The 21,655-nt window shown below is 53.2% G+C and carries 18 protein-coding genes; 10 read left to right on the top strand and 8 right to left on the bottom strand.

The window, feature by feature from the left end:
- Positions 1-326 (top strand): hypothetical protein (locus ABNT34_RS20575; protein WP_348734777.1); only part of this gene is annotated, 326 nt, incomplete at its 5' end.
- On the opposite strand, the gene ABNT34_RS20570 is transcribed toward ABNT34_RS20575, so the two are convergent.
- A complete protein-coding gene (locus ABNT34_RS20570; protein ID WP_348734776.1) occupies positions 299-1,498 on the bottom strand; it encodes a DcaP family trimeric outer membrane transporter in 1,200 nt (399 codons plus the stop codon). The two genes, ABNT34_RS20575 and ABNT34_RS20570, sit on opposite strands and share 28 nt — an antisense overlap.
- A 208-nt stretch (positions 1,499-1,706) precedes the next feature.
- Here ABNT34_RS20570 and acs point away from each other — a divergent pair, with 208 nt between their 5' ends.
- Positions 1,707-3,656, top strand: coding sequence for an acetate--CoA ligase (gene acs, locus ABNT34_RS20565; RefSeq protein WP_348734775.1), 1,950 nt, complete (start codon positions 1,707-1,709; stop codon positions 3,654-3,656).
- A 114-nt stretch (positions 3,657-3,770) separates the two neighbouring features.
- Positions 3,771-4,448: a response regulator transcription factor gene (locus ABNT34_RS20560; protein ID WP_348734774.1), complete on the top strand. Its 678-nt coding sequence runs from the start codon at positions 3,771-3,773 to the stop codon at positions 4,446-4,448.
- On the opposite strand, the gene ABNT34_RS20555 is transcribed toward ABNT34_RS20560, so the two are convergent.
- Entirely contained in the window at positions 4,445-6,001 is a 1,557-nt protein-coding gene (locus ABNT34_RS20555; protein WP_348734773.1) for an HD domain-containing phosphohydrolase, read from the bottom strand. The genes ABNT34_RS20560 and ABNT34_RS20555 overlap by 4 nt on opposite strands.
- 96 nt (positions 6,002-6,097) lie before the next feature.
- Between ABNT34_RS20555 and ABNT34_RS20550 the strand changes: the two genes are divergently transcribed.
- The 3 genes from ABNT34_RS20550 to ABNT34_RS20540 are packed head-to-tail and all read left to right on the top strand — an operon-like array spanning position 6,098 to position 9,355.
- A complete protein-coding gene (locus tag ABNT34_RS20550; protein ID WP_348734772.1) occupies positions 6,098-7,927 on the top strand; it encodes an adenylate/guanylate cyclase domain-containing protein in 1,830 nt (609 codons plus the stop codon).
- Position 7,928: 1 nt separating this feature from the next.
- Positions 7,929-8,468, top strand: coding sequence for an SH3 domain-containing protein (locus ABNT34_RS20545; RefSeq protein WP_348734771.1), 540 nt, complete (start codon positions 7,929-7,931; stop codon positions 8,466-8,468).
- A complete protein-coding gene (locus ABNT34_RS20540) occupies positions 8,465-9,355 on the top strand; it encodes a M48 family metalloprotease (protein WP_348734770.1) in 891 nt (296 codons plus the stop codon). The genes ABNT34_RS20545 and ABNT34_RS20540 overlap by 4 nt, the downstream gene beginning before the upstream one ends.
- A gap of 35 nt (positions 9,356-9,390) precedes the next feature.
- On the opposite strand, the gene ABNT34_RS20535 is transcribed toward ABNT34_RS20540, so the two are convergent.
- Complete coding sequence (locus ABNT34_RS20535; RefSeq protein ID WP_348734769.1) at positions 9,391-10,443, bottom strand: AI-2E family transporter; 1,053 nt, start codon at positions 10,441-10,443, stop codon at positions 9,391-9,393.
- 34 nt (positions 10,444-10,477) lie between these two features.
- On the bottom strand, positions 10,478-13,990 hold the full coding sequence (locus ABNT34_RS20530) for a PAS-domain containing protein (RefSeq protein WP_348734768.1): 3,513 nt from the start codon (positions 13,988-13,990) through the stop codon (positions 10,478-10,480).
- A 276-nt stretch (positions 13,991-14,266) separates the two neighbouring features.
- On the opposite strand from ABNT34_RS20530, the gene ABNT34_RS20525 reads away from it, so the two are divergent.
- From ABNT34_RS20525 to ABNT34_RS20510, 4 genes are all read left to right on the top strand, one after another.
- Positions 14,267-14,533, top strand: a complete 267-nt coding sequence (locus ABNT34_RS20525) for a DUF4212 domain-containing protein (RefSeq protein ID WP_348734767.1) — start codon at positions 14,267-14,269, stop codon at positions 14,531-14,533.
- A 10-nt stretch (positions 14,534-14,543) separates the two neighbouring features.
- On the top strand, positions 14,544-16,256 hold the full coding sequence (locus tag ABNT34_RS20520; protein ID WP_348734766.1) for a sodium:solute symporter family protein: 1,713 nt from the start codon (positions 14,544-14,546) through the stop codon (positions 16,254-16,256).
- 74 nt (positions 16,257-16,330) lie between these two features.
- Positions 16,331-18,136, top strand: a complete 1,806-nt coding sequence (locus ABNT34_RS20515) for a putative nucleotidyltransferase substrate binding domain-containing protein (protein WP_348734765.1) — start codon at positions 16,331-16,333, stop codon at positions 18,134-18,136.
- 2 nt (positions 18,137-18,138) lie between these two features.
- On the top strand, positions 18,139-18,810 hold the full coding sequence (locus ABNT34_RS20510) for a 3'-5' exonuclease (RefSeq protein ID WP_348734764.1): 672 nt from the start codon (positions 18,139-18,141) through the stop codon (positions 18,808-18,810).
- A gap of 108 nt (positions 18,811-18,918) precedes the next feature.
- Here the strand turns inward: ABNT34_RS20510 and efp are convergent, their stop codons facing one another.
- Genes efp through ABNT34_RS20490 form a run of 4 tightly spaced genes read right to left on the bottom strand, consistent with a single transcriptional unit; the run spans position 18,919 to position 21,622 of the window.
- Positions 18,919-19,476, bottom strand: coding sequence for an elongation factor P (gene efp, locus ABNT34_RS20505; RefSeq protein WP_031570660.1), 558 nt, complete (start codon positions 19,474-19,476; stop codon positions 18,919-18,921).
- 21 nt (positions 19,477-19,497) lie between these two features.
- Positions 19,498-20,712, bottom strand: a complete 1,215-nt coding sequence (earP, locus tag ABNT34_RS20500) for an elongation factor P maturation arginine rhamnosyltransferase EarP (protein WP_348734763.1) — start codon at positions 20,710-20,712, stop codon at positions 19,498-19,500.
- A gap of 23 nt (positions 20,713-20,735) precedes the next feature.
- Positions 20,736-21,110 (bottom strand): hypothetical protein, encoded by a 375-nt coding sequence (locus ABNT34_RS20495; protein ID WP_348734762.1) that lies wholly within the window; start codon positions 21,108-21,110, stop codon positions 20,736-20,738.
- Entirely contained in the window at positions 21,110-21,622 is a 513-nt protein-coding gene (locus ABNT34_RS20490; RefSeq protein WP_348734761.1) for a hypothetical protein, read from the bottom strand. Before ABNT34_RS20490 ends, ABNT34_RS20495 begins: the two co-directional genes overlap by 1 nt.
- Between the last annotated feature and the right edge of the window lie 33 nt (positions 21,623-21,655).

Raw genomic sequence — 21,655 nt, 5'->3', positions numbered from 1 at the left:
TTGCTTGCGATTTTAAGGCTTTCACCCCAACCTCGCTGCGAGGCGGCCATTTTAGTCAGTTTTTAATTCGTGTCAAGCGTCTTTTTATCGACTATTTTTTCACTTTTCAAACTCACCCGGCGTTTCGCGTTTCGCTTCACCCCGTCGGCATGGCGCGCATTATAGGCCGTCACGAAACTTACGCAAGCTTAAATTTGAGAAAAGTTGCGCTTTTGCGATCGTTCGCTGACTTTATACACAAATCGCTGATTACTTCAGCAGAACAGGGCTGTTTCAACCGAAGCAGCCCTGACATTAATCAAAAATCGTATTTCGCGGAGAACTGAATGCGATTCAAATCACCATCTAAATCCGATTCCAATACCCGAGTCGCATGGCGTACTTCCACACCTACTGACACTTTACTGGCCAGCTGGTAAATCAGGTTCGCGCTATAGCTCTCTGTGCTTTCTGTTTGCGCCATACCAGTCAGGTCAGTTGGGTTATCAATTTGCTGCGCAGAATAAAAGAAGCTTGAACGCAGCTTATCATTCCACGAATGCTTATATGCCAGGGTATAACCGATACTGCTGATGGCGTCTAAAGCCCCTGCTTTAGTTAATACCGCATCATTGCCGGTATTGAGGCTGAGGTAACGCCCCAATCCATCGCCGTAGGTCACGGCAAAGCGGATATCATCGGTTTTCGAGACATTAATTTTGCCACTGAACGATAAACCGTAACCTTGGACTGAGTCGTCAACCAACCCTTGTTGCATTGACAGCTGCCGGCTTAACGCAGACACCGTCAATCCGCCCCAATCCGCTGTATGATTGTAGCGCACAACCAGATCCGGCATTGAATTGTCATCCGTCACTACGCGGGTGCCGCCACCGTTTGGGGTCACTGTTGTCTCCGGGTTTTCGACCGCGAATTGCCAGCCGCCCATGGTGTATCTTACCTGGGCCTGGCGCACAAACACGGTTCCGTCAGTCGTGCCGACAAAGTCCAGACTGTCCGGCAACGCATTAGTGTCCATAAAGGTGGTCCAGGTCTGACCAAACAACCAACCATCGTAGCTGATAAAAGCGTGACGGATCTCCGGTGCATAGCCATTACTGACCCGCTGGTCACCGGTACCGGTGGTTGCCATCATGTCAAACTCAAAACGGCCAGTGACCTTTTTGCCGTTTTCCAGCAAGGTGTCACTACTGATAAAAAACCGCGACTGGCGGGCATGCATGTCCCAGGTCGCGGATTCACCGGTACCACCCACCGGCGTTAAGCTCGGTACATAGAAGTCACGGCCTATCCCCGTGGCTATCTGGCCATCGGATGTATCAGTGAGCATTGCATCCAGTTTGACGTAACCACCGATATTGATTTCTGTCGTGTCACCGACCTTAAATCCGGCGACTGCGCTTTGACTATAAGCCGCCATACATAATGCGACCGCCATTGCAGTGCGCGTCATAAAAAGCCGGCTGGTGTGACCTTGTGTGGGCAGAATTTGTTGCATAGTTGTACTCCGCTACCTTGTCTGTTGATCTGTTGTGGTTTTATTGCCATTGCAAATCTGGTAGACGGCGCCCGATTGCTCAATTAGCCATTAGTCGTAACAAAGGGCTGTTGTAGACTAATGTCTAATTTGCCCTGAAGGGCGCTTTCGGTAGAACTGCATTATCAAAGAACATCAGGCGGAAAACGCCATACGGGGAAGACGAACCATGACACATCAATCTGTATATCCGGTCCCGCCAGCGGCTCAGGAACGCACCTGGGCCGACAACGACACTTATCTGCAAATGTACCGGGCCTCACTGGACAACCCGACAGCATTTTGGGCCGAGCATGGCAAACGTATCGATTGGTTCAAGCCATTTACCCAAGTGAAGGACACCAGTTTTGTGCTTGGTGATGTCCATGTCAATTGGTTCAGCGATGGCACTCTGAACGCCAGTTACAACTGCCTGGACCGGCATCTGCCGGAGAAAGCCAATCAAGTCGCTTATTATTGGGAAGGCGACGAGCCTGGCGTGCAAAAAGCGGTGACTTATCAGGAACTGTATGACGAGGTGTGTCAGCTGGCGAATGGCATGCGTGCTTTAGGTGTCGGTAAAGGCGACCGGGTCACTGTTTATCTGCCGATGATCCCGCAAGCTGCAGTCGCCTTATTGGCTTGTGCGCGGATTGGCGCTATTCACTCAGTTGTTTTCGCCGGATTCTCTCCGGATGCTCTGGGTAGCCGCATTGTCGATTGTGACTCTAAATTGGTCATCACCGCTGATCAGGCCCTGCGTGGGGCCCGGCTGACAGCATTAAAAGACAACACAGACCAGGCGTTAGCCCATTTAGGCAAAGCTAACCCGGTCAAACATGTCATAGTCGTCAAACACGTTGGTCAGAATATTGATGAACATCCGGGTCGTGATGTCTGGTATCACGAATTACTGGCCGCTCAGCCAAAACATTGCGAACCAGAGGCGATGAGCGCCGAAGACCCGCTGTTTATCCTCTACACCTCAGGCTCCACCGGTAAACCGAAAGGTGTATTACACACCACCGGTGGTTATATGGTGTGGGCATCGATGACCCACCAATATGTGTTTGATTATCACCCGGGCGACGTCTACTGGTGTGCCGCTGACGTAGGCTGGGTTACCGGTCACACATATATAGTGTACGGGCCACTGGCCAACGGCGCGACCAGCGTGATGTTTGAAGGGGTGCCGACTTATCCGAACGTCAAGCGAATTGCGCAAATTGTGGATAAATATCAGGTCAACATTCTCTACACCGCACCGACTGCTATTCGTGCGCTGATGGCGCATGGCACAGCGCCGGTTGAAGGCAGCACTTTAACTTCATTAAAGGTACTGGGCAGCGTCGGCGAACCAATTAATCCGGAAGCCTGGCACTGGTACCATGACAATGTCGGCAAAGGCCGTTGTCCTGTCGTCGACACCTGGTGGCAAACCGAAACCGGCGGCATTCTGATCACGCCATTACCTGGCGCTACTGCTTTAAAACCCGGCTCTGCCACCCGGCCGTTTTTTGGCGTCCAGCCAGCCATCGTCGACAACGAAGGCAACTTACTCGACGGCACTTGTGAAGGTAACCTGGTGCTGCTCGACAGCTGGCCGGGTCAGATGCGTTCAGTCTATGGCGACCATGAGCGGTTTGAGCAGACCTACTTCTCCACATATAAAGGTATGTATTTCACTGGTGATGGCGCCAAGCGCGATGAAGATGGGTATTACTGGCTGACCGGCCGCGTCGATGATGTATTAAACGTCTCCGGCCACCGTTTAGGTACTGCCGAAATCGAAAGTTGTCTGGTCGCGCACGAAGCCATTGCCGAAGCTGCCGTCGTCGGTTATCCACACGACCTCAAAGGCCAGGGCATTTATGTGTTTATCGCGCCACGCGTCGGCGTGGAACCCAGCGATGAACTGACTAAAGCAGTGCGTGATTGGGTGCGTCGTGAGATTTCACCAATCGCTTCACCGGATTTAATTCAGTGGGCGCCGGGCTTACCTAAAACCCGCTCTGGCAAAATCATGCGGCGTATCTTGCGTAAAATTGCCGCCAACGAGCACGACTCTTTAGGCGATATCTCCACGCTGGCAGATCCGTCGGTCGTTGAGCACCTGATCAACAACCGCCTCAATAAATAAGTCGACAAAAAGACCATAAGTCTATCAAAGGCTTATGGTCTTTCTTCCATGGACAGATTAGTTCCGGCTGATTAAGCTGTGCTGTGTTGATAAATTCTTTTGCGGAGATCAGAAATGGCAAAACTTATAGTCGCAGACGATCATCCTCTGTTTCGCAATGCCCTCATCAGTGCCATCAGCAATACTTTTGCTACGACTGCAACAGTTGAAACCGACTGTTTTGATGCCACAGTACAAGCGTTGGAACAGCACCCTGATGCAGATTTGCTGCTATTGGATTTGCATATGCCAGGCAATTGCGGTTTTCTGGGTCTGATCCAACTGCGGAAGACTTTCCCGACCATGCCAATTGTGGTCATTTCAGCCAGTGATGATCAGGACGTGATCCGCCGCGTGATGAATTTCGGTGCTTCGGCTTACGTGCCCAAATCAGCACATCCGACAGAGATCGCCAACGCCTTACATGCCGTGATGGCTGGCGAGATTTGGTTGCCGGAAAAATATCAGCATCTGTTGCGGGCAAACCCGCAGCAACATGAAGACTTAGACCTCGCCGCCCGTATCGCGCAATTGACGCAGCAACAATATAAGGTGTTGTATTACCTGACCGAAGGTTGGCTGAATAAACAAATCGCCTACGATTTACATATCTCTGAAGCGACAGTGAAAGCTCATATGACCGCGATATTCCGCAAACTCGGTGTCACCAACCGCACGCAGGTTGTGATCCAGGCCCAGCGCCTGCAGCTCGAAGCGCCGGTTGACCGTGATTTAGCCCGGCAATCGACTTAATGTAAGCCCGGCAAACTATTGTGGTCGACCTCATCAATTTGCTCGGCCGACAGAAACTGCCGGGCAAACTCCAGATAGACTTTTTTCTCGACAAAAATGCGGAATAAATCGGCATCGATGTGCTGCTCTTTGGCCATAAACCCTAAAATCCGCAGCGACTCCGATAACGTCTTGGCTTTTTTGTAAGGCCGGTCCGACGCCGTTAAAGCCTCAAAAATATCGGCAATAGCCATGATCCTGGCTTGCACCGACATTTGCTCTTTTTTCAGACCCCGCGGATAGCCGGTGCCATCCATTTTCTCATGATGACCGCCGGCATATTCAGGCACATTGCGCAGATGTTTCGGGAATGGTAACGATTCAAGCATCTCGATAGTGATATCAATATGACGATTGATCACACGGCGCTCTTCCGGGTTTAAAGTACCGCGCTCTACACATAAATTACTGACTTCGGCTGGTGTTAATACCGACTGTTCAACCCCGGCGATGACAATATGGTAGCGGGCAGCGATGTCGCGTACGCGTTTTTGCAGCTCCCACGACATAAATTCCCCGCCGATATTGCTGGCCTGCAGGAATTTCAGATCGACCCGCAGCTGGTCAAGTAAATCGTCCCGGCTGGTCTGATCCAGACTCTGGTCCAGCAGAATATCGCGCCGGGCAATTTCAAACCGCGCTTCCACCAGCGCGATATTGTCGTGCAGACCATGTAATTTAGTTGCTTTGTCCATGATGTATTCGGGCGTGGCGATTTTGCCGCAATCGTGTAACCAGGCCGCAACCGACAATTCATGGACATCCGCTTCATTCATCGAAAAATCCGCCAGCGGGCCTTCTGTCGTCTCGCTGCAGGCGTGCGCCAGCAACATGGTGATGGCCGGCACTCTTTTACAGTGACCACCGGTGTAAGGTGACTTTTCGTCAATTGCTTTAGCCAGTAACCGGCTCAACGCGCCAAACAGTTCCTCTAAATCCTGTACTAGCTGTTTGTTGCTCAGCACCATCGCAGCCATTGACGACAGAGCTATGACCAGCCGTTGTGTCTGGGCAGAAAATGCGTGGACCTTCCCTGAGTTGTCAAGGCAATTGACCAGTTGCAACACCCCGGTGACATCACCCTGATGGTCAAGCAGCGGCACTGTCAGCATCGATTGGGTGCGATAACCATGTTGCTGGTCAAACTGCCGGGCCCGCTCCTGGTTGACCAATGGGCTGAAGTAAACATCATCGATGACTATCGGTTGTTTTTGCAGCGCAGCAATCGCAACCACGGCACTGTGATTGGGCTGACCGTCTTTATACAGCGGAATAGGCGCCTGTGCCGATTGTATCCCCGACGTTCCGCCCTGGTGAAACCCAAGGCTGCGGTTAAATAAAGTGGCGAATTCGAGTTGGTTATCACTGGTCAGCCGGTAAATAGTCCCACCGTCGGCCTGACTGATATGCTGTGCACTTTGCAGAATTTGCTCCAGTAACACGGTGCGGTCAGTTTGTCTGGCCAGCGCCAGACCAATATTTACAAAGTGCTCTAATTGCTCAAGATTTCCCACTGCATTGGCCCTTGCGCTTGTTGTTCAGCTATGGTTAACGCTGAGTATAGTCAGAGAATATTTGCACCAGACACCAGGAGCAGGACAAAATTGCATTTGTCAGCGTCATCTCAGCAGTTTGTCGGGATTAAACACAGCATCTGGTTGATTGTGTTGTTATTTCTGTTCGCAACTCTCAGCTTCTTGCAGGCTTGGTTTCGCCCGCTGGACGCAGCCAGTCTTGATCTGGCCCAGCGCTGGCACGCTACGCATCATGGCACACCACATCCGGATATCCTGCTGATTGACATCGACGACAAATCGCTCAGCCAGATGGCGGCACAGGTCGGCGCCTGGCCCTGGCCACGCAGTGTTTATGCGTATTTGTTAGAAGGTATACAGCCGCACAAACCCAAAGCCTGGGTATTTGATTTGTTACTCAGTGAAGCTGATTTGGACCGCCCGGACGATGACGCCTACTGGTTGTCAATATTACCCAAACACGACAACCTGTATTTAAGTGCGGTGCGGCTTGGTCCGGAGCAAGGCATAGCGCAGCAGGCAAAAAGTTTAGACCCGGCGCTGCTGCTACAACCGGGCCCGCACAATCCGGCAGTTCCGGTGTTGTGGCCGCTGGGTACCAGCGATATGCCGACGCGGGTTGGTCTGATCAACGCGACTGCCGATCCGGACGGAATCTATCGTCGTTACCCATTGCAACATCAGATTGCCGGTTGGCTTTTTCCGTCGTTACCCTGGCGGTTCAGCCAGCCCAAGGCGTTGCCCGCACAACAGGACTTATGGCTGACCTTTCAAAGCCCGCTGGCTGTGCCTTATCCCAGTATCAGTTTTGCCGACGCTTTTGCACTGGCATTCGAGCCAAGCGCCGACGCACAGCGCATTTTTGCCGGCAAGATCCTGATCATTGGCAGCAGCGCCGTGGGCCTGGCTGATTTAAAACATACCGCTATTGCAGCACAGCAACCTGGTATGGTGTTGCTCGCCACTGCCATCGATAATCTGCTGCAAAACAACGCCTTGCAACGACAGAGCGACATGCCTTTGCTGGCGCTGCTGTGCCTGCAACTGCTTGCGCTACAGCTCGCCTATCGGCGCACGGCCGGCTTTCAGCAATTTTGTCTGTTCAGTCTGTTGATTCTGGTCATCATCATTTTGTGTAGCAGCGTGGGCTGGGTGTTACTGCTAAAACAGGGTCAACTACTGGCTGCCAGCACTTATGGTCTTTGGCTTTTACTCAACACCGCCGCTTTTAATACTTACAGCGCCATTGGCGAATATCAGACGCGGCAACATACCACCCGCTTATTCAGTCGTTTTGTCGACCCCCGGGTCGTGCGCTCGTTAATCAGTCAGCAACAGGCACTGGCCACGCAGAAGTGCCAAATCACCGTGTTGTTCACCGACATCCGCGGTTTTACCAGCCTGAGTGAACAGCTGGACGCTGACACAGTTTTACAGCTGCTGAATGACTATCTGCAACTGCAGGTTGCAACCTTGTTTGCCCACCAGGCGACGCTGGATAAATTCATCGGCGACGCCATTATGGCGTTCTGGGGAGCGCCGTTGCCCCAAGCGCAACAAGCGGATTTAGCCTTAAAGGCTGCCGTCGCGCTGGTGGATAACCTGCAGCAGTTTTGCGCCCGCCTGCCAGCAGATCTGCCGCATTTTGATATCGGCATCGGTATTCACACCGGCAGCGCCATTGTTGGTTTATTAGGCACAGAACAACGACTGGATTACACGGCTATTGGCGACACCGTCAATGTCGCGAGTCGGCTGGAATCCGCCACAAAGGACTATGGCCGGATTTTATGCTCGGCCGACACCGTCGCACACTGCCAACAAGCCCATGCACTACACTTGGTTGGAGACATTCAGCTGAAGGGCCGAAGCTCCGGTATCCGTATCTATCGACTCGGAGATTAATATGCGAACACATGCAGTACACCCGCGTCACACCGTTCTGTTATGTCTGATGCTGCTGAGTATGACAGCTCAGGGCAACCCGCCATCCGGTCTGCCCGCAAAGCCCAAAGCCACAACCCGCCAGCCCACACCTTTGCTGGCGCAACCGGTACCAGATGCGGCAATAGTCACTGAACTGCCCAAAGCTGCAGCGCTGCAGGTGCTGGCCCGCCAGGGCGGCTGGTATCAGGTGGCGCCAATTGCACAACCGAATGGCTGGGTGCGGCTCTTTGCGTTGCAGCTGAGCAAAACCATGTTCCGGCCTGACAATCAGCCGCTGACCGACCTCAATGGTCTGGTCCTTCCGGGCCACAATCAGGTGACCAGCAGCACCGGTGTACGGGGTTTAGACAAAGTTGCTATCGAATCCGCCACTGCTGATTTTAATGCGCTGGTTACCCTGCAATCCTTTCAGCAACAGCCAGCAACAGCAGAAGCTTTTGCCAAAGCGGGCGGACTGCACAGCGAACCCGCAGTGCCACTAAAAGAGGTGCAACGATGAACGCTATCAGTATTCGTTTGTACAGGAATGTGCTCGCTGGCTCCCTGCTGGCAGCTCTTAGCGCCTGTAACATGACGGCGAATGGAGTTAACTTCGGCAAACTGGCGACGGTCGGGCAACATTTAAGCCAATCCGGCGGCATTGACGAAAAACAGGAAATGCAGCTTGGCGATGAATTTTCAGCAATGCTGCTCGGGGCCAGCCGGCTGCATCCGGACCAGGCGCTGCAACAATATGTGAATAAAGTGGGCACCTACCTCGCCACTCAATCGGCCAGACCAGATTTGCCCTGGACTTTCGCCGTCCTGGATACCCCCGATCTGAACGCTTTTGCCATCCCGGGAGGTTATGTGTTTATCAGCTCGGGATTGTTGGCTACGCTGAACTCAGAAGCTGAACTCGCGGCGGTACTCAGCCACGAAATTAGCCATATCACCGAGCGTCATCACTTACGTGAAATTGAACGACAAAATTCAGTAGGACTTCTAACCGCTATCGCCAGCGCAGCAGAGGAATATCGTCAGGAGCACAATTCAGAACGGCCCAGCGCCCGCGCCTATCAAAACCGGCAAATCGCTGAAAATGTATTGAGTGCCGGCCATCAGCTGTATACCAAAGGGCTTGGCCGCGATGATGAACTGGCCGCCGACGCTATGGCGGTGCGGCTTTGTGCCAAAGCTGGCTACGACCCTTATGCTTTGGCCGCTGTGCTGCAGCAACTTGATCGCGTCAACAGCGACAGCAGCGCACTGAGCCTGCTGCTGGCCACGCATCCGGCGCCGGCGGACCGGCTCAGTCAGCTGGAACAGCAGCTGAACCAGCTTCCTGTTTTGGCACAGCCAAAACTAGCGTTGTCCGAGCGTTTTATCGCGGCGCTGCAGCACTAAAGCTGCAGCCCAAAGAACGATGAAACAAAAACAGTTCAGGCTTTTGGCGGATGGCTGAATTCGGTCATAAAAATCTGCCAGAACACCATAAATAATGCCGCGACCAGCGGCCCTAACACAAAACCATTGATGCCAAACAAGCTGATGCCGCCGAGTGTCGAGAACAACACCACATAATCCGGCAACTTGGTGTCACGGCCGACTAATAATGGCCGCAGGATGTTATCGGCGAGGCCAATCACCAACGCGCCATAGGCGATAAGCACAGTCGCCGGCACCCATTGCCCGGTGGCGTACAAATACAAGGAAACCGGTAACCAGACCAGCGCTGCGCCAACGGCCGGCAGCAGGCTCAGGAAGGTCATCACCACGCCCCACAAAATCGGCGCCGGAATGTCCAGCAGGAAAAAAATAATGCCGCCTAAAGTACCCTGCACCACCGCCACTACCAGATTGCCTTTGACAGTCGCGCGCGTCACTTCGGCAAATTTTGCCAGCAGCAGATGTTCACGTTCATCGCCAAGCGGCAAGGCTTCAACCAACAAATGCAGCAGTTTGGGACCGTCACGCAGCAGGAAAAACGCCAGATACAACATCAGGGCAATATTGAGGAACAAACCAGCGGCATTCTGACCTATTGCCAGCATCTCACCAGCCAGCACTTTACTGGTGCCCATAGCAAATTCGGTGAGTTTTAATCGCAGATTGTCGGTATCGATACCAAAGCCCTGCAAGGTCGACACTGCAGTCGGAAACGCTGATTTAACCGCATCGATCATCTTCGCCGGGTCCACTTCACCGCTTTGTAACCGGGCATAAAAATTGATGCCTTCCTGCACAAAAGAAGCGCCAATCGCCAGCAGCGGCAATACCACCACCAGCACAGAACAGCACAACGTCAACAGTGCCATCCGGCCGCGGCGGGCGGAAAAATGCTGCAGCAGCCATTGCTGTAACGGATAGAAAATCACACTGAGCACACAGGCCCAAAACACCGCGCCCCAAAACGGCTCTAACACCCAACCAAATAACAAAGTAACAGCAATTAACATCCACAAAAAAAAGCGGCGTTCCAGTTCTGCCCGCATGCAGTTCTCCTTGTTTGTACAGATGGAAGTAATTTCAGCTTCCACGGCCCTGCAGTTTCAGTGAATTCAACGCAGCGCGCAAGGCCGCCGCTTTGATAGGTTTGGGTAAAAACAACATGCCTGCCGTTTTGGCGCGCTCCGGCAAACCCGGATCCGGCGCGGCCGACACTAAGACGCCACGCAGCTCAGGCCAGCGCTGTTTTAACGCAATAAACAGCTGCAAGCCGTCTGGCGGTTGGCCTAGCTGATAGTCAGCGATGACTATATCCACCTGCTGCTGCAGTTGCAGCGCCTTTTCGGCATCGTCGAGGCACGCCACAGTGCCAAGCTGCCATTGTGTTAACAACTGCTGCAAAGCCGCAAGATTAGTATTGTCATCATCAATACACAGAATGCTCAGCGCGTCCGGCGCTGTCTGCGGCACTGGCATGCTGAGCGCTGGATCAGAGACCGGCTGCAGCAGGGGGGCGGCAATAACAGGTACCGCCAAACGGAAACAACTGCCTTTCCCCGGCACCGAAAGAACTTCCAGCGGATGCCCCAGACTGCGCGCCATCCTCTGCACCACACCAAGCCCAAGCCCGACGCCCTGCTGACCCCGTGCTGTCGCCTGCACCCGGTAAAAGTCAGTGAAAATCTGCTGCAGGTCCTGCTCAGCCAGGCCCGGGCCTGTGTCCCACACTTCTATCCAGACCAAATCACCGCGCCTACGACAGCCCATCAGCACTTTGCCGGACTGGGTATATTTAATGGCATTACTCAGAATATTCTGAATGATACGACGCAGATAAGTCGGGTGACTGCTGACCAAAAAATGCCCGGCGCGGACATGCAGCTGCAGCTGTTTTTGCGCCACCAACAACTGACTTTCATCGGACAGTTGTAACAACATCGCGCGTAAATCGACGGCACTGACCGGGAACTCCAGCTTGCCTTCGTCCAGCCGGGCGATATCGAGCAAAGTCGCCATCAGCTCTTCAGTGGCTTTCAGCGAATTATCCAGCTGACCCAACATCTGCCGGCCTTTGCTGTTTAACTGCTGATCGTCCAGTGCTGCCGCAAATAACCGCGCCGCATTGAGCGGCTGCAGAATGTCGTGGCTCGCCAGCGCCAGAAACCGGGTTTTTGACGCATTGGCTGCTTCGGCTTCGGCCTTGGCCTGCAGCAACTGCTGCTCTGTGGTGCGGCGTAGTTCCACCTCTGCCAGCAGTTCTGCGTTCATCTGGCTGATTTGTGCTGTACGCTCGGACACGCGCTGTTCCAGATGCTCTTTTGCTGCCGCTAATGCCTGTACTGCTTTTACATGCTCGGTGATGTCAGTAAAACTGGTAACAAAACCACCGCCCGGAATTGGATTGCCGCGAATTTCGATGACCGAGCCATCAGGCCGGACGCGCTGAAACACATGGGCAGTACCATTTTGCAAATGGCTGATGCGCTTGGCCACGTGCTCATCGGCGTTACCAGGCCCACACAAACCACGCTCGGCGTTAAAGCGCACTATGTCCGCCACAGCGCGGCCAACTCTAATCATGCCGGCCGGATAATCAAACATCTCCAGATACTTTTTATTCCAGGCCACCAGCTGTAAATCCCGGTCCACCACACTGACGCCCTGACTTAAGTTCTCCAGCGTCGAGAACAAAATCTTGCGGGAAAACTGGATCGCTTCCCGCGTGTCGTCAAACATCGTCACCACGTCTTCAAAAGCAAAAGAGCGGCCTTCCAGCACGGCTTTAACCATGGCAGCGGCGCTTGATGAGCCAATCACACCAGCGAGTTCTCGCTCGACATGGCGCAGCAGCTGCACCTGCAGCACATCGTCCGACGATGGCCGGTAGCCGTGACGCTGTTCGAATTCATCCAGCGATTCGCGCACCCGGTGAGCACCGACAAAGCGCTCGAGCAGCGTCAGAATATCGGCAGACGCCACTAAATTGCGTTTGAGTGTTTTGCCATCATCCGGCAGCGGCAGATTGGGTTTGACAAAAGCGACGGCTTGCAGACGGTCGTTTAAATCCGCCTTGTGCAGCAACGACATCAGCACATAGGCCAACGAATTGAGCCCCAAAGACCAAAACACACCATGGCTTAAAGCATCCAGCTCCAGACCAAATAGCGCCGTTGGTTTTAACCAGCTAAGGCCAAAAGCGCCTTGCTCCAACACTGTCGCCGCCATCACGCCGGCACTGACCAGCTGCGGCAACATCAGGCAATAAAACCACAGCACAAAACCGACCGAAACACCGGCATAAACGCCCCAGGCGTGCCCGCGCTTCCAGTACAGCCCGCCAATCACCGCCGGTGCCAGCTGAATAATCAGCGCAAAAGCCAACAAGCCGGTTTCAGCCAACTCGTAATTGCGGGCAAACCAGCGGTAATAACCCCAGGACAAAGCCATCACCAGCAAAATCATCAGCCGGCGCACCCGCAGGATCAACACGCTGTAATCGCGTTGTTGCCTATGTAGTTGCTGGCGGCGCAATAAGGCCGGCATCACGACGTCATTACTGATCATAGTGCCAAGCGCCAGCGTGGCGATAACAATCATCGAGGTCGCGGCGGAGAAACCGCCAATAAATACCAATGCGCTTAATAAGTCCCAGCCTTGACTCGCCGGGATTAACAGTACAAAACTGTCGGCATGCGCTAGTTGTTGTGGAAATAGGTGTATACCGGCGATAGCGACGGGTACCACAACAAGAGTCACTAACAGCAAATACCAGACAAACCAGCGCCGCGCCTGATGTAAATGGCCAGGATCGGTGTTCTCGACAAAAGTCACATGAAACTGTCGCGGTAATAAAAACACTGCAGTGACCGCCAGCAGGGTTTTGGTCAGAAAGCCGGTCAGGCTGAACTGGCCGGCAGATTGGGCGTCGCTGTGCTGCTGGAATTGCTGTAACAAGCTTGCCGGTTCTGGCAGCAGCCAATACACCACAGCGCCCGCCAGCAGCAATAGAGCCGCAAGCTTCACCACGGATTCAAAAGCAATAGCGGCCATCACGCCGCGGTTCTGTTCGGTCAGGTGTAACTTGCGGGTGCCGAATAAAATGGCAAATAGCGCCATAGTGACTGCGCTCCACAGTGCCGAATCCTGCCAGACCGCAGTACTGCCTTCAGCAGGTAATCCTGCCAGCACCTGATAAGAATTCGTCACGGCTTTTAATTGCAGCGCTATATAAGGCACCACCACCACCAGACAGAGCAACGCGGTCAACGCAGCGATGGCCTGGCGTTTGCCATAGCGGGCACTGATAAAGTCGGTCAGCGAGGTAACGTTGTGTTTTTTCGCGACAAATAACAATTTGCGCAGCAGACGATGGCCAAACAGATACAGCAGCACAGGCCCGAGATAAATTGGCAGATAATCCCAGCCGGAACTGACGGCAGACCCCACAGCACCATAATAAGTCCAGGACGTGCAATACACCGCCAGCGCCAGACTATAAATCGCCCCCCCATACTTTTGTAGTAGCGGGTCATGCCGCGGCCGGTCCGCCCAGTTTGCGATTGCAAAGAGCCCACCGATATAGGCAATTGCCATCAGAATGATCCAGCCAGCAGCCACCGTCAATACCTCATTTAAATTCAATATGTTAGCTTGCAGCGTCACGATAACGCTGCGCGGGGGTATCGCTGCAGTCTTGGGGAATTTAACGGCGCTGTCAATGCTGAGCCAAAGCAAAAAACCAGCGGCTTCAACCACTTCGACTAAAGTCGGGCTAGGCGTTTTGCCAGCACCGGCTATTGTGTAATCAGCGGCAGTTGCCAGCTCACAACAGGTTATAACAATAAACAAAACACAACGAGGAGAGACGTTATGGCGTTTCAAAGCTCTGAACAAGCCAGTGCCTATTGGCGGGAAAATGTCAGTCTGATGCTAAAACTGCTGGCCATTTGGTTCGCAGTGTCATTTGGTGCCGGCATTTTATTTGTCGACGCATTGAACGCAGTCCAGTTTTTCGGCTTTAAGCTCGGTTTCTGGTTTGCGCAACAAGGTTCAATCTACGTTTTTGTGCTGCTGATTTTCGTCTACGTAGTGAAGATGAATCAGTTAGACCAGAAATATAACGTCCACGAAGAATAAGGGGCGCGCCATGGATTTACAGACTCTCACTTATATTATCGTCGGTGCGACCTTTCTGCTGTACATCGGTATCGCAGTCTGGGCCCGCGCCGGTTCTACCCAGGAATTTTATGTCGCCGGTGGTGGCGTATCCCCTTTAGCAAATGGTATGGCAACCGCAGCTGACTGGATGTCTGCTGCATCTTTTATTTCGATGGCCGGCCTGATTTCCTTTATGGGCTACGACGGCTCCGTTTATCTGATGGGCTGGACCGGCGGTTATGTGTTACTGGCACTGTGCCTGGCGCCCTACTTACGTAAATTCGGCAAATTTACCGTGCCGGATTTTATCGGTGACCGCTATTACTCCCAAACCGCCCGGACTGTGGCCGTGGTCTGCGCCATTCTGGTGTCTTTTGTCTACGTTGCCGGTCAAATGCGTGGCGTCGGTGTGGTATTCAGCCGCTTCCTCGAAGTGGATATTGAAACCGGCGTTGTCGTTGGCATGGCCGTGGTGTTTTTCTATGCGGTATTAGGCGGCATGAAAGGCATCACCTATACCCAGGTTGCGCAGTATTGTGTGCTGATTTTTGCTTATCTGGTGCCTGCGGTATTTATCTCCCTGATGATCACCGGCAATCCAATTCCACAACTGGGTTTTGGTAGCACTATTGAAGGGACTGATGTTTACCTGCTGGACAAACTCGATGGTTTATCCAAAGAACTCGGTTTTGCGCTCTATACCGATGGCACCAAATCGATGATGGACGTGTTTGCCATCACCGCCGCACTGATGGTGGGTACTGCCGGCTTACCGCATGTGATTGTGCGTTTCTTCACTGTGCCACGGGTCAAAGATGCACGTATTTCTGCTGGCTGGGCGCTGATTTTCATCATGATCCTGTACACCACAGCCCCATCTATCGGCGCTTTTGCCCGCTACAATCTGATTGATACTATTAACGGTCCGGACCATCAGGGCACGCTGGTCAGCGAAACACCACAGTGGATGTCCAACTGGGCGAAAACCGGTCTGATTAAACATGAAGACAAAAACGGTGACGGCCGGATGTTTTACTCAGGCGATGAGCGCAATGAAATGACTATTGACCGCGACATCATGGTATTGGCGAACCCGGAAATTGCGAAATTACCAAACTGGGTCATTGCACTGGTGGCGGCAGGCGCGATTGCGGCAGCATTGTCCACAGCAGCGGGCTTGTTGCTGGTGATCTCGACATCGATTTCGCATGACTTACTGAAGCGAAATCTGATGCCGAACATCTCCGATAAAATGGAATTGCGCTATGCCCGTGGCGCTGCAGCCGTGGCCATCCTGGTGGCTGGTTACCTCGGCATTAACCCACCCGGCTTTGTGGCAGAAGTGGTTGCCTTCGCCTTTGGTTTGGCCGCAGCAAGCTTCTTCCCGGCAATTATTCTCGGCATTTTCTACAAGAAAATGAATAAAGAAGGCGCAGTGGCAGGCATGTTAGCCGGGATGGTGTTTACCATCGGCTACATTGTTTACTTCAAAGGCATTTTCATCACACCAATGGCCGCCAACGTACCAGCCAACTGGTTCCTCGGGATCTCACCGGAAGGCATTGGTACCGTGGGTATGCTGGTGAATTTTATCGTGGCCTTTGCCGTGAGCAAAGTGACGAAAGAAGTACCGGCTGAAGTACAGGACATCGTCGAATCCATCCGTTTCCCGAAAGGGGCTGGTGCGGCATCGTCCCACTAAGCTGACGACAGCGGTAACATACCGAAATACAGGTCAGCATCCCGGCGCTGACCTTTTTTATGCAGGAGCTTGTGATGCAAATTCAGGATGTTGTGCAGTTTTTAACGCAGGTTCCCCCTTTTGCCGATTTACCCGCGGCTGATCTCACCGCCTTAAGCCAGCAGATCACCGTGTATTACGCAGTCCAGTCCGAGCAACTGCCATTTACTAATCAACTGGTACTGGTGCGGACCGGTTTATTTCTGATGCAACAACAGCAACAGCTTTATCCACTGCAAAGTGGTGATTGCTGGGGTTATCGCCAGTTATTGGCACAGCAGGACCAAAACGAACAACTGCATTGTCAGGAAGACGGCCTGGTGTACCTGATCCCACAGCCGGTGTTTGTGCAGTATCAGCAGCAGTTTAAGAACTTTGCCTTGTATTTCCAACGCCTGCTCGGCCGGTCACTGCATTTACATCAACAAAGTGCCACAGACAACCGGCGGGTCGGCGATTTATGCGCGCTGCAAGTGATCAGTATTCAAAGCCAGGCCACCATTCAACAGGCTGCCCAACTGATGACACAGCAACGTATCTCTTCATTGCTGGTGATAGATGAACAGCAGCTCACCGGCATCCTGACTGACCGCGACCTGCGCAGTAAAGTACTGGCACAGGGCAAGTCGGCGTTGACCCCGGTGGCCGAGGTGATGACGCGAAACCCGTATCGGATCCACGCCGACGCTTTTGCTTTTGAAGCGCTGCAGCTGATGAGCCAGCATAATATTCACCACTTACCAGTCGAACGCTCTGGTGTGGTCAGCGGCGTGCTGACCACCAGCGACCTGGTGCGCAGCACCCAGGAACATCCGCTGTTTTTGATCAGCCACATTCATCGCCAGCACGACAGCGCCGGCTTAAGTGCCTGTGCACAAGCCATTCACGAACTGAGCCGCCAGCTCGGTCAGCAGCAGCTGCCGTCCACCGAAATCAGTCAGATTTTAAGCACTTTATATGATGCGCTGGCGCAAAGCTGGCTGAAGCTGGCGCAGCAACATCTGGGACCGGCCCCTTGCGCTTTCAGTTGGCTGTGTTTTGGCTCGCAGGCGCGTCAGGATATGTTATTAAGCGCCGATCAGGACAATGCACTGTTGCTGGAAAAAGAACCTGTTGGCGACATCGGGCGTTATTTCAGCGCCCTCGCCCGGTTTGTCTGTGATGGCCTCGCCAGTTCCGGTCAGATTCTATGTCCTGGCAATGTGATGGCGACCAACGAAAAACTTTGCTTAAGTCTCGCCGGCTGGTCGGCCCGTTTTGCCGGTATGATCCAAACCCCGACGCCACAGGCACTGCTCGACAGTACCATCTATTTTGATGCCCGCGTCGTCGCCGGCAGTCAGGCACTGTTTAACGCACTGCAGTCGGATATTCTGAACGCCAGTCATCAGCAACTGTTTATCTGGCAACTGGCGAAAAATGCGCTGGCGCATCAACCCCCGCTGGGCTTTTTTAAACATTTTATTCTGGAGCAGGACGGCGCCAAACGGCGCGGGCTGGATTTAAAAAAACGCGGTATTGCGCTTATTCATGATTTGGTGCGGGTGCATGCGCTGGCGCACGGAATTCACGCAGTGAATACGCCGGCGAGGCTGTCGGCGCTGGTCAGCCAGCAAGTGCTGACAGACTGTCAGGCACGCGATTTAACTGCCGCTTTTGCACTGCTACATCAGCTGCGCTGGCAATTGCAGTATGCCGCGTTAGCGCAAGGCGGTAGTTTCAGCAATCTGCAGGACCCGGCCGAGCTTAATGTCTTGCAGCGCCATCAACTGAAAGACGCTTTTGCGGTGATTAGTCAGCACCAGCAAATTGTCGCACAGCGTTATTGCCGGGAGCTGTGACGATGAGCTGGCAACACTGGTTTCGGAGGCTGTTAGGCACAGCACCACAACAGGCATTTGCGGCGTTGCAGCCAATATCCGGTCAATTGCTGGCGCGACAGGCAAATTTTTTGGTATTGGATTTGGAAACTTCAGGCCTCGATGCCAGACAACACCATATTGTCAGCGCCGGCTGGGTCTGTATTGATAAGCTTCAGCTGCATTTGCACAATAGTTTTTATTGTACTGTGCGTCCGGCAGAAGATGCCACATTAGGCCAAAGTGCGGTGATCCACGGCTTGCATCAGGCTGATTTGGCATCTGGTTTGACTGAAGCGGAGCTGCTGGCTGCATTTATTCAGGCGGCTGCTGGCCGTGTTTTGGTTTGTCATCACAGTGCCATTGAAAGCCGGTTTTTACAGCAAGCTTTTTTGCGGCATCATCCGCAAAGCCCGGCGCTGAAATTTGTCGATACGCTGGCTTTGGAGCTGCAACGGTTACAACGTCAGGGCTCTGTGGTGAAAACCAATACATTAAGTCTGAATCATTGCCTGACCCGCCATGGACTGCCGCAAATCCGGGCCCATAACGCACTGGAAGATGCCTATGGCTGCGCATTGTTGTTACTCAGCATCATCAGACAACGCAGTAACGACCTGACGTTGAAGGATTTACTGAATCCGCATATACCATGACGCCTTGGTCGCAACAGACAGGTGCAGACACAGCTTGATCCTGATGAGCACTGCCATGTCGCAGGCAAAAAAAAACCGCCAACGGCGGTTTTTTCAGCAGAAGGCCAATTACTTGGCGCGGCTGCGGTATTCGTCAGTGCGGGTGTCGATTTCGATTTTGTCACCGATCTCAACGAAAGCTGGCACTTGCAGTTCAAAACCAGTTTCAATTTTAGCGATTTTCATCACTTTACCTGAAGTATCACCACGGGCCGCTGGCTCAGTGTAAGTCACTTCACGCACCACGATGGTTGGCAGGTCAACAGAGATAGCGCGCTCGCCGTAGAATACGACTGAACAGCCCATTTCCGGCACCAGATATTTCAGGGCGTCAGTCATGTTTTCTGCTTCGATTTCGTACTGGTTGTACTCAGCATCCATGAATACATACATTGGGTCAGCGAAGTAAGAGTAAGTCACTTCTTTGGTATCCAGCATCACCTGCTCGAACTTGTCGTCCGCGCGGTACACTGTCTCTGTGCCCTGACCAGACAGCAGACCTTTTAATTTCATTTTAACCACAGCGGCGTTACGGCCTGATTTGTTGAATTCAGCTTTCTGAACAACCATCGGCTCGTTATCGACCATGATCACATTGCCGGCACGTACTTCTTGAGCAGTCTTCATCATGATAGTTTTATCTTCTCGTTAGGAAAAATTGCGCGACATTATATGATGGTTTTGCACAAAACGCACGAGGTTGCTGGCAAGATCTTGTTGCGCCAATAATTTACCTTGCCAATCAAGTGTAAGACTCTGTATTGCATCATAATTTTGGATAAATTCCGGCCAGAGCTCGGCAAAGTTTTGCTCCTGTTCAAAGGCCAGATGTAGTGCCAGCATCAGTTCTGCCAGCGCTTCAGGCGCATCTGCCAGCATCAGCTGCAAAAACGCCTGTAACTTATCCAGATGCGCCGCTTCTGCCTGGCGGTAAATCTGCCAGATAAAAGGTTTGCCGGCCCAGTGCGCGCGGATCACCGAGTCCTCGCCGCGGACAAAATTCAGATCACACAGTGCCAGCAACAGGTCATAGTCCGGCTGTGGTACAAAAGGCAGAATTTGCAGCGTCAGACTGCCCTGTACAAATTTGCCATTAGTTGCCAAATCGGGATATTGCCGGCGCAGCGACTCTGCCAGGGCGCCTTCAGCGACCAATAACAGATTGGGTCTGACATCCTGCGCTAGCAGCGCCAGCCAGCTTGCGATGCCGGTCTGACTGTAAGCGAATAACGACATCACCCGGCTGCCGGGCGCCGGCGGATTTAGACCGAGCTGCTGCCAGGCTTGCTGCTGAAGCTGAGTGCTTTGCTGCAACGCCTGCGCCTGTGCAACCACATGCTGCTCCCGCAACAGGCCACCCACATCGGCAGTAAAGCCGGGGAAGAAAAAATACTTTTTGAGCCTGACGCCCTGCTGTGGCGACGGTAAGCCATGGCAACCGGCAGCCCAGTCTTCGGCGGTCAGATATTCCAGATTGAGCCAAAGCGCATTGGGATTTGCCAGCGCCAGCGCATTTAAAAACTCAGCCGGAATAGTACAGGCCAGCGCCTCGATGCACAGTGCTGTCTGCGTCAGCTCAGCCGGAGTTAACTGATGTTGCGGCGCAACTGCGCTTTGCCAGTACAGCACCGTCACACCGTTCATTTGCTGACGGCTTTGTTTTGGGTCCAGTTCCGGGCAAATCCTGGCAAAACTCTCTAAGTCATCGACAAACAGCCGCACCTGACAGTGCTGCTCAGCGACCAGCTGGCGCGCCAAACGCCAGCAGATACCGATATCACCGAAATTGTCGACGACAGAGCAAAAGATCACCACCGGTAACACCGGCTCAATACAAGGGTTGGAAACAGCAACGTCAGTCAAAATCAGACTCCATGGCAGCGCACTTAAGCCAGTAAGGCGCGCAGTATAACACCGGCTAATTTCAGGCTAAACGCCAGCGCCACGCCACAGAGCAGCAAAAACAGCAGTAACATCAACTGATACCAGCCAAAGTGCAGCCAATACCGACAACGGGTGAAAAACCCGGCGGCCCCGGGTTCGGTTGGGGGAGTTAAAAACATCTGGCGGGCAAACAACAACAGCAAACTCCACAACAACAGCAGCAGCGGCAATAACAACCATTCGCTACGCTGTGGCTGCAAAAACAACAGCACTGTCGTGCTGAAGCAAAGCAACGCCAGCAGCTGCAATTGCCGCGGCGACAACCAGCGGCAGCAAGACTGCAGCGCTTGTTGGTAGCGCAGCCAGAACCGGCGCATCAGGTTAATTCCGGTGGATAGACGGCGGCAATGCCATGCTCACCGCGATAATCGGCAACCAACCAGATCTGGTCAAAAGGCTGCGCCGCCGGCAGCCGGATATTCTGACGAAACGGCTGTAATTGGTCCGGATGCCACACCGGATGGGTATTTCTGATCACCAGCCACACGCGCTCGCTGTCATAACTTTTATGAGTTTTTTGCCGGATCAGCCGGTCCAGTGCCGCCAACATCCGCTCCTGTACCGGTACTTGATGTAATGCCGCTAAAGCTTCACGGGTTTGCGGGCTCAGCTCGCGCCCAAGCAGTAACATCGCCTCCGCTTCACTGCCATACAAATGGGCGATTTCCAGATCCAGCCGCTGCTGCTCCAGATAACAGGAAACATCCGGTTTCGCTGGCTCGTTGTGCCAGATATGGCGCATCGAAACACCAAAACGGCGCTGATACAACCGCATAAATAAGCGCGCCGCCTCGTGCTCCAACCGGACCTTTTCTGTCAACACCTGCATAAATCTACCCTGCCCACGAAGAAACAATTCTGA

Source organism: Rheinheimera texasensis (genome assembly GCF_964031785.1).
In the GTDB taxonomy this organism is placed as follows: Bacteria; Pseudomonadota; Gammaproteobacteria; order Enterobacterales; family Alteromonadaceae; genus Pararheinheimera; species Pararheinheimera texasensis_A.
Note: the sequence above shows the minus strand (reverse complement) of the source record. Positions and strands in the feature narration are given on the sequence as shown.

What these genes read in the sequence shown, in the direction of transcription:
- ABNT34_RS20570 (WP_348734776.1), bottom strand. Translation starts at nt 1,498, where the DNA reads ATGCAACAAATTCTGCCCACACAAGGTCACACCAGCCGGCTTTTTATG.
- acs (WP_348734775.1), top strand. Translation starts at nt 1,707, where the DNA reads ATGACACATCAATCTGTATATCCGGTCCCGCCAGCGGCTCAGGAACGC.
- ABNT34_RS20560 (WP_348734774.1), top strand. Translation starts at nt 3,771, where the DNA reads ATGGCAAAACTTATAGTCGCAGACGATCATCCTCTGTTTCGCAATGCC.
- ABNT34_RS20545 (WP_348734771.1), top strand. Translation starts at nt 7,929, where the DNA reads ATGCGAACACATGCAGTACACCCGCGTCACACCGTTCTGTTATGTCTG.
- ABNT34_RS20540 (WP_348734770.1), top strand. Translation starts at nt 8,465, where the DNA reads ATGAACGCTATCAGTATTCGTTTGTACAGGAATGTGCTCGCTGGCTCC.
- ABNT34_RS20535 (WP_348734769.1), bottom strand. Translation starts at nt 10,443, where the DNA reads ATGCGGGCAGAACTGGAACGCCGCTTTTTTTTGTGGATGTTAATTGCT.
- ABNT34_RS20530 (WP_348734768.1), bottom strand. Translation starts at nt 13,990, where the DNA reads ATGGCAATTGCCTATATCGGTGGGCTCTTTGCAATCGCAAACTGGGCG.
- ABNT34_RS20525 (WP_348734767.1), top strand. Translation starts at nt 14,267, where the DNA reads ATGGCGTTTCAAAGCTCTGAACAAGCCAGTGCCTATTGGCGGGAAAAT.
- ABNT34_RS20520 (WP_348734766.1), top strand. Translation starts at nt 14,544, where the DNA reads ATGGATTTACAGACTCTCACTTATATTATCGTCGGTGCGACCTTTCTG.
- ABNT34_RS20515 (WP_348734765.1), top strand. Translation starts at nt 16,331, where the DNA reads ATGCAAATTCAGGATGTTGTGCAGTTTTTAACGCAGGTTCCCCCTTTT.
- ABNT34_RS20510 (WP_348734764.1), top strand. Translation starts at nt 18,139, where the DNA reads ATGAGCTGGCAACACTGGTTTCGGAGGCTGTTAGGCACAGCACCACAA.
- efp (WP_031570660.1), bottom strand. Translation starts at nt 19,476, where the DNA reads ATGAAGACTGCTCAAGAAGTACGTGCCGGCAATGTGATCATGGTCGAT.
- ABNT34_RS20495 (WP_348734762.1), bottom strand. Translation starts at nt 21,110, where the DNA reads ATGCGCCGGTTCTGGCTGCGCTACCAACAAGCGCTGCAGTCTTGCTGC.
- ABNT34_RS20490 (WP_348734761.1), bottom strand. Translation starts at nt 21,622, where the DNA reads ATGCAGGTGTTGACAGAAAAGGTCCGGTTGGAGCACGAGGCGGCGCGC.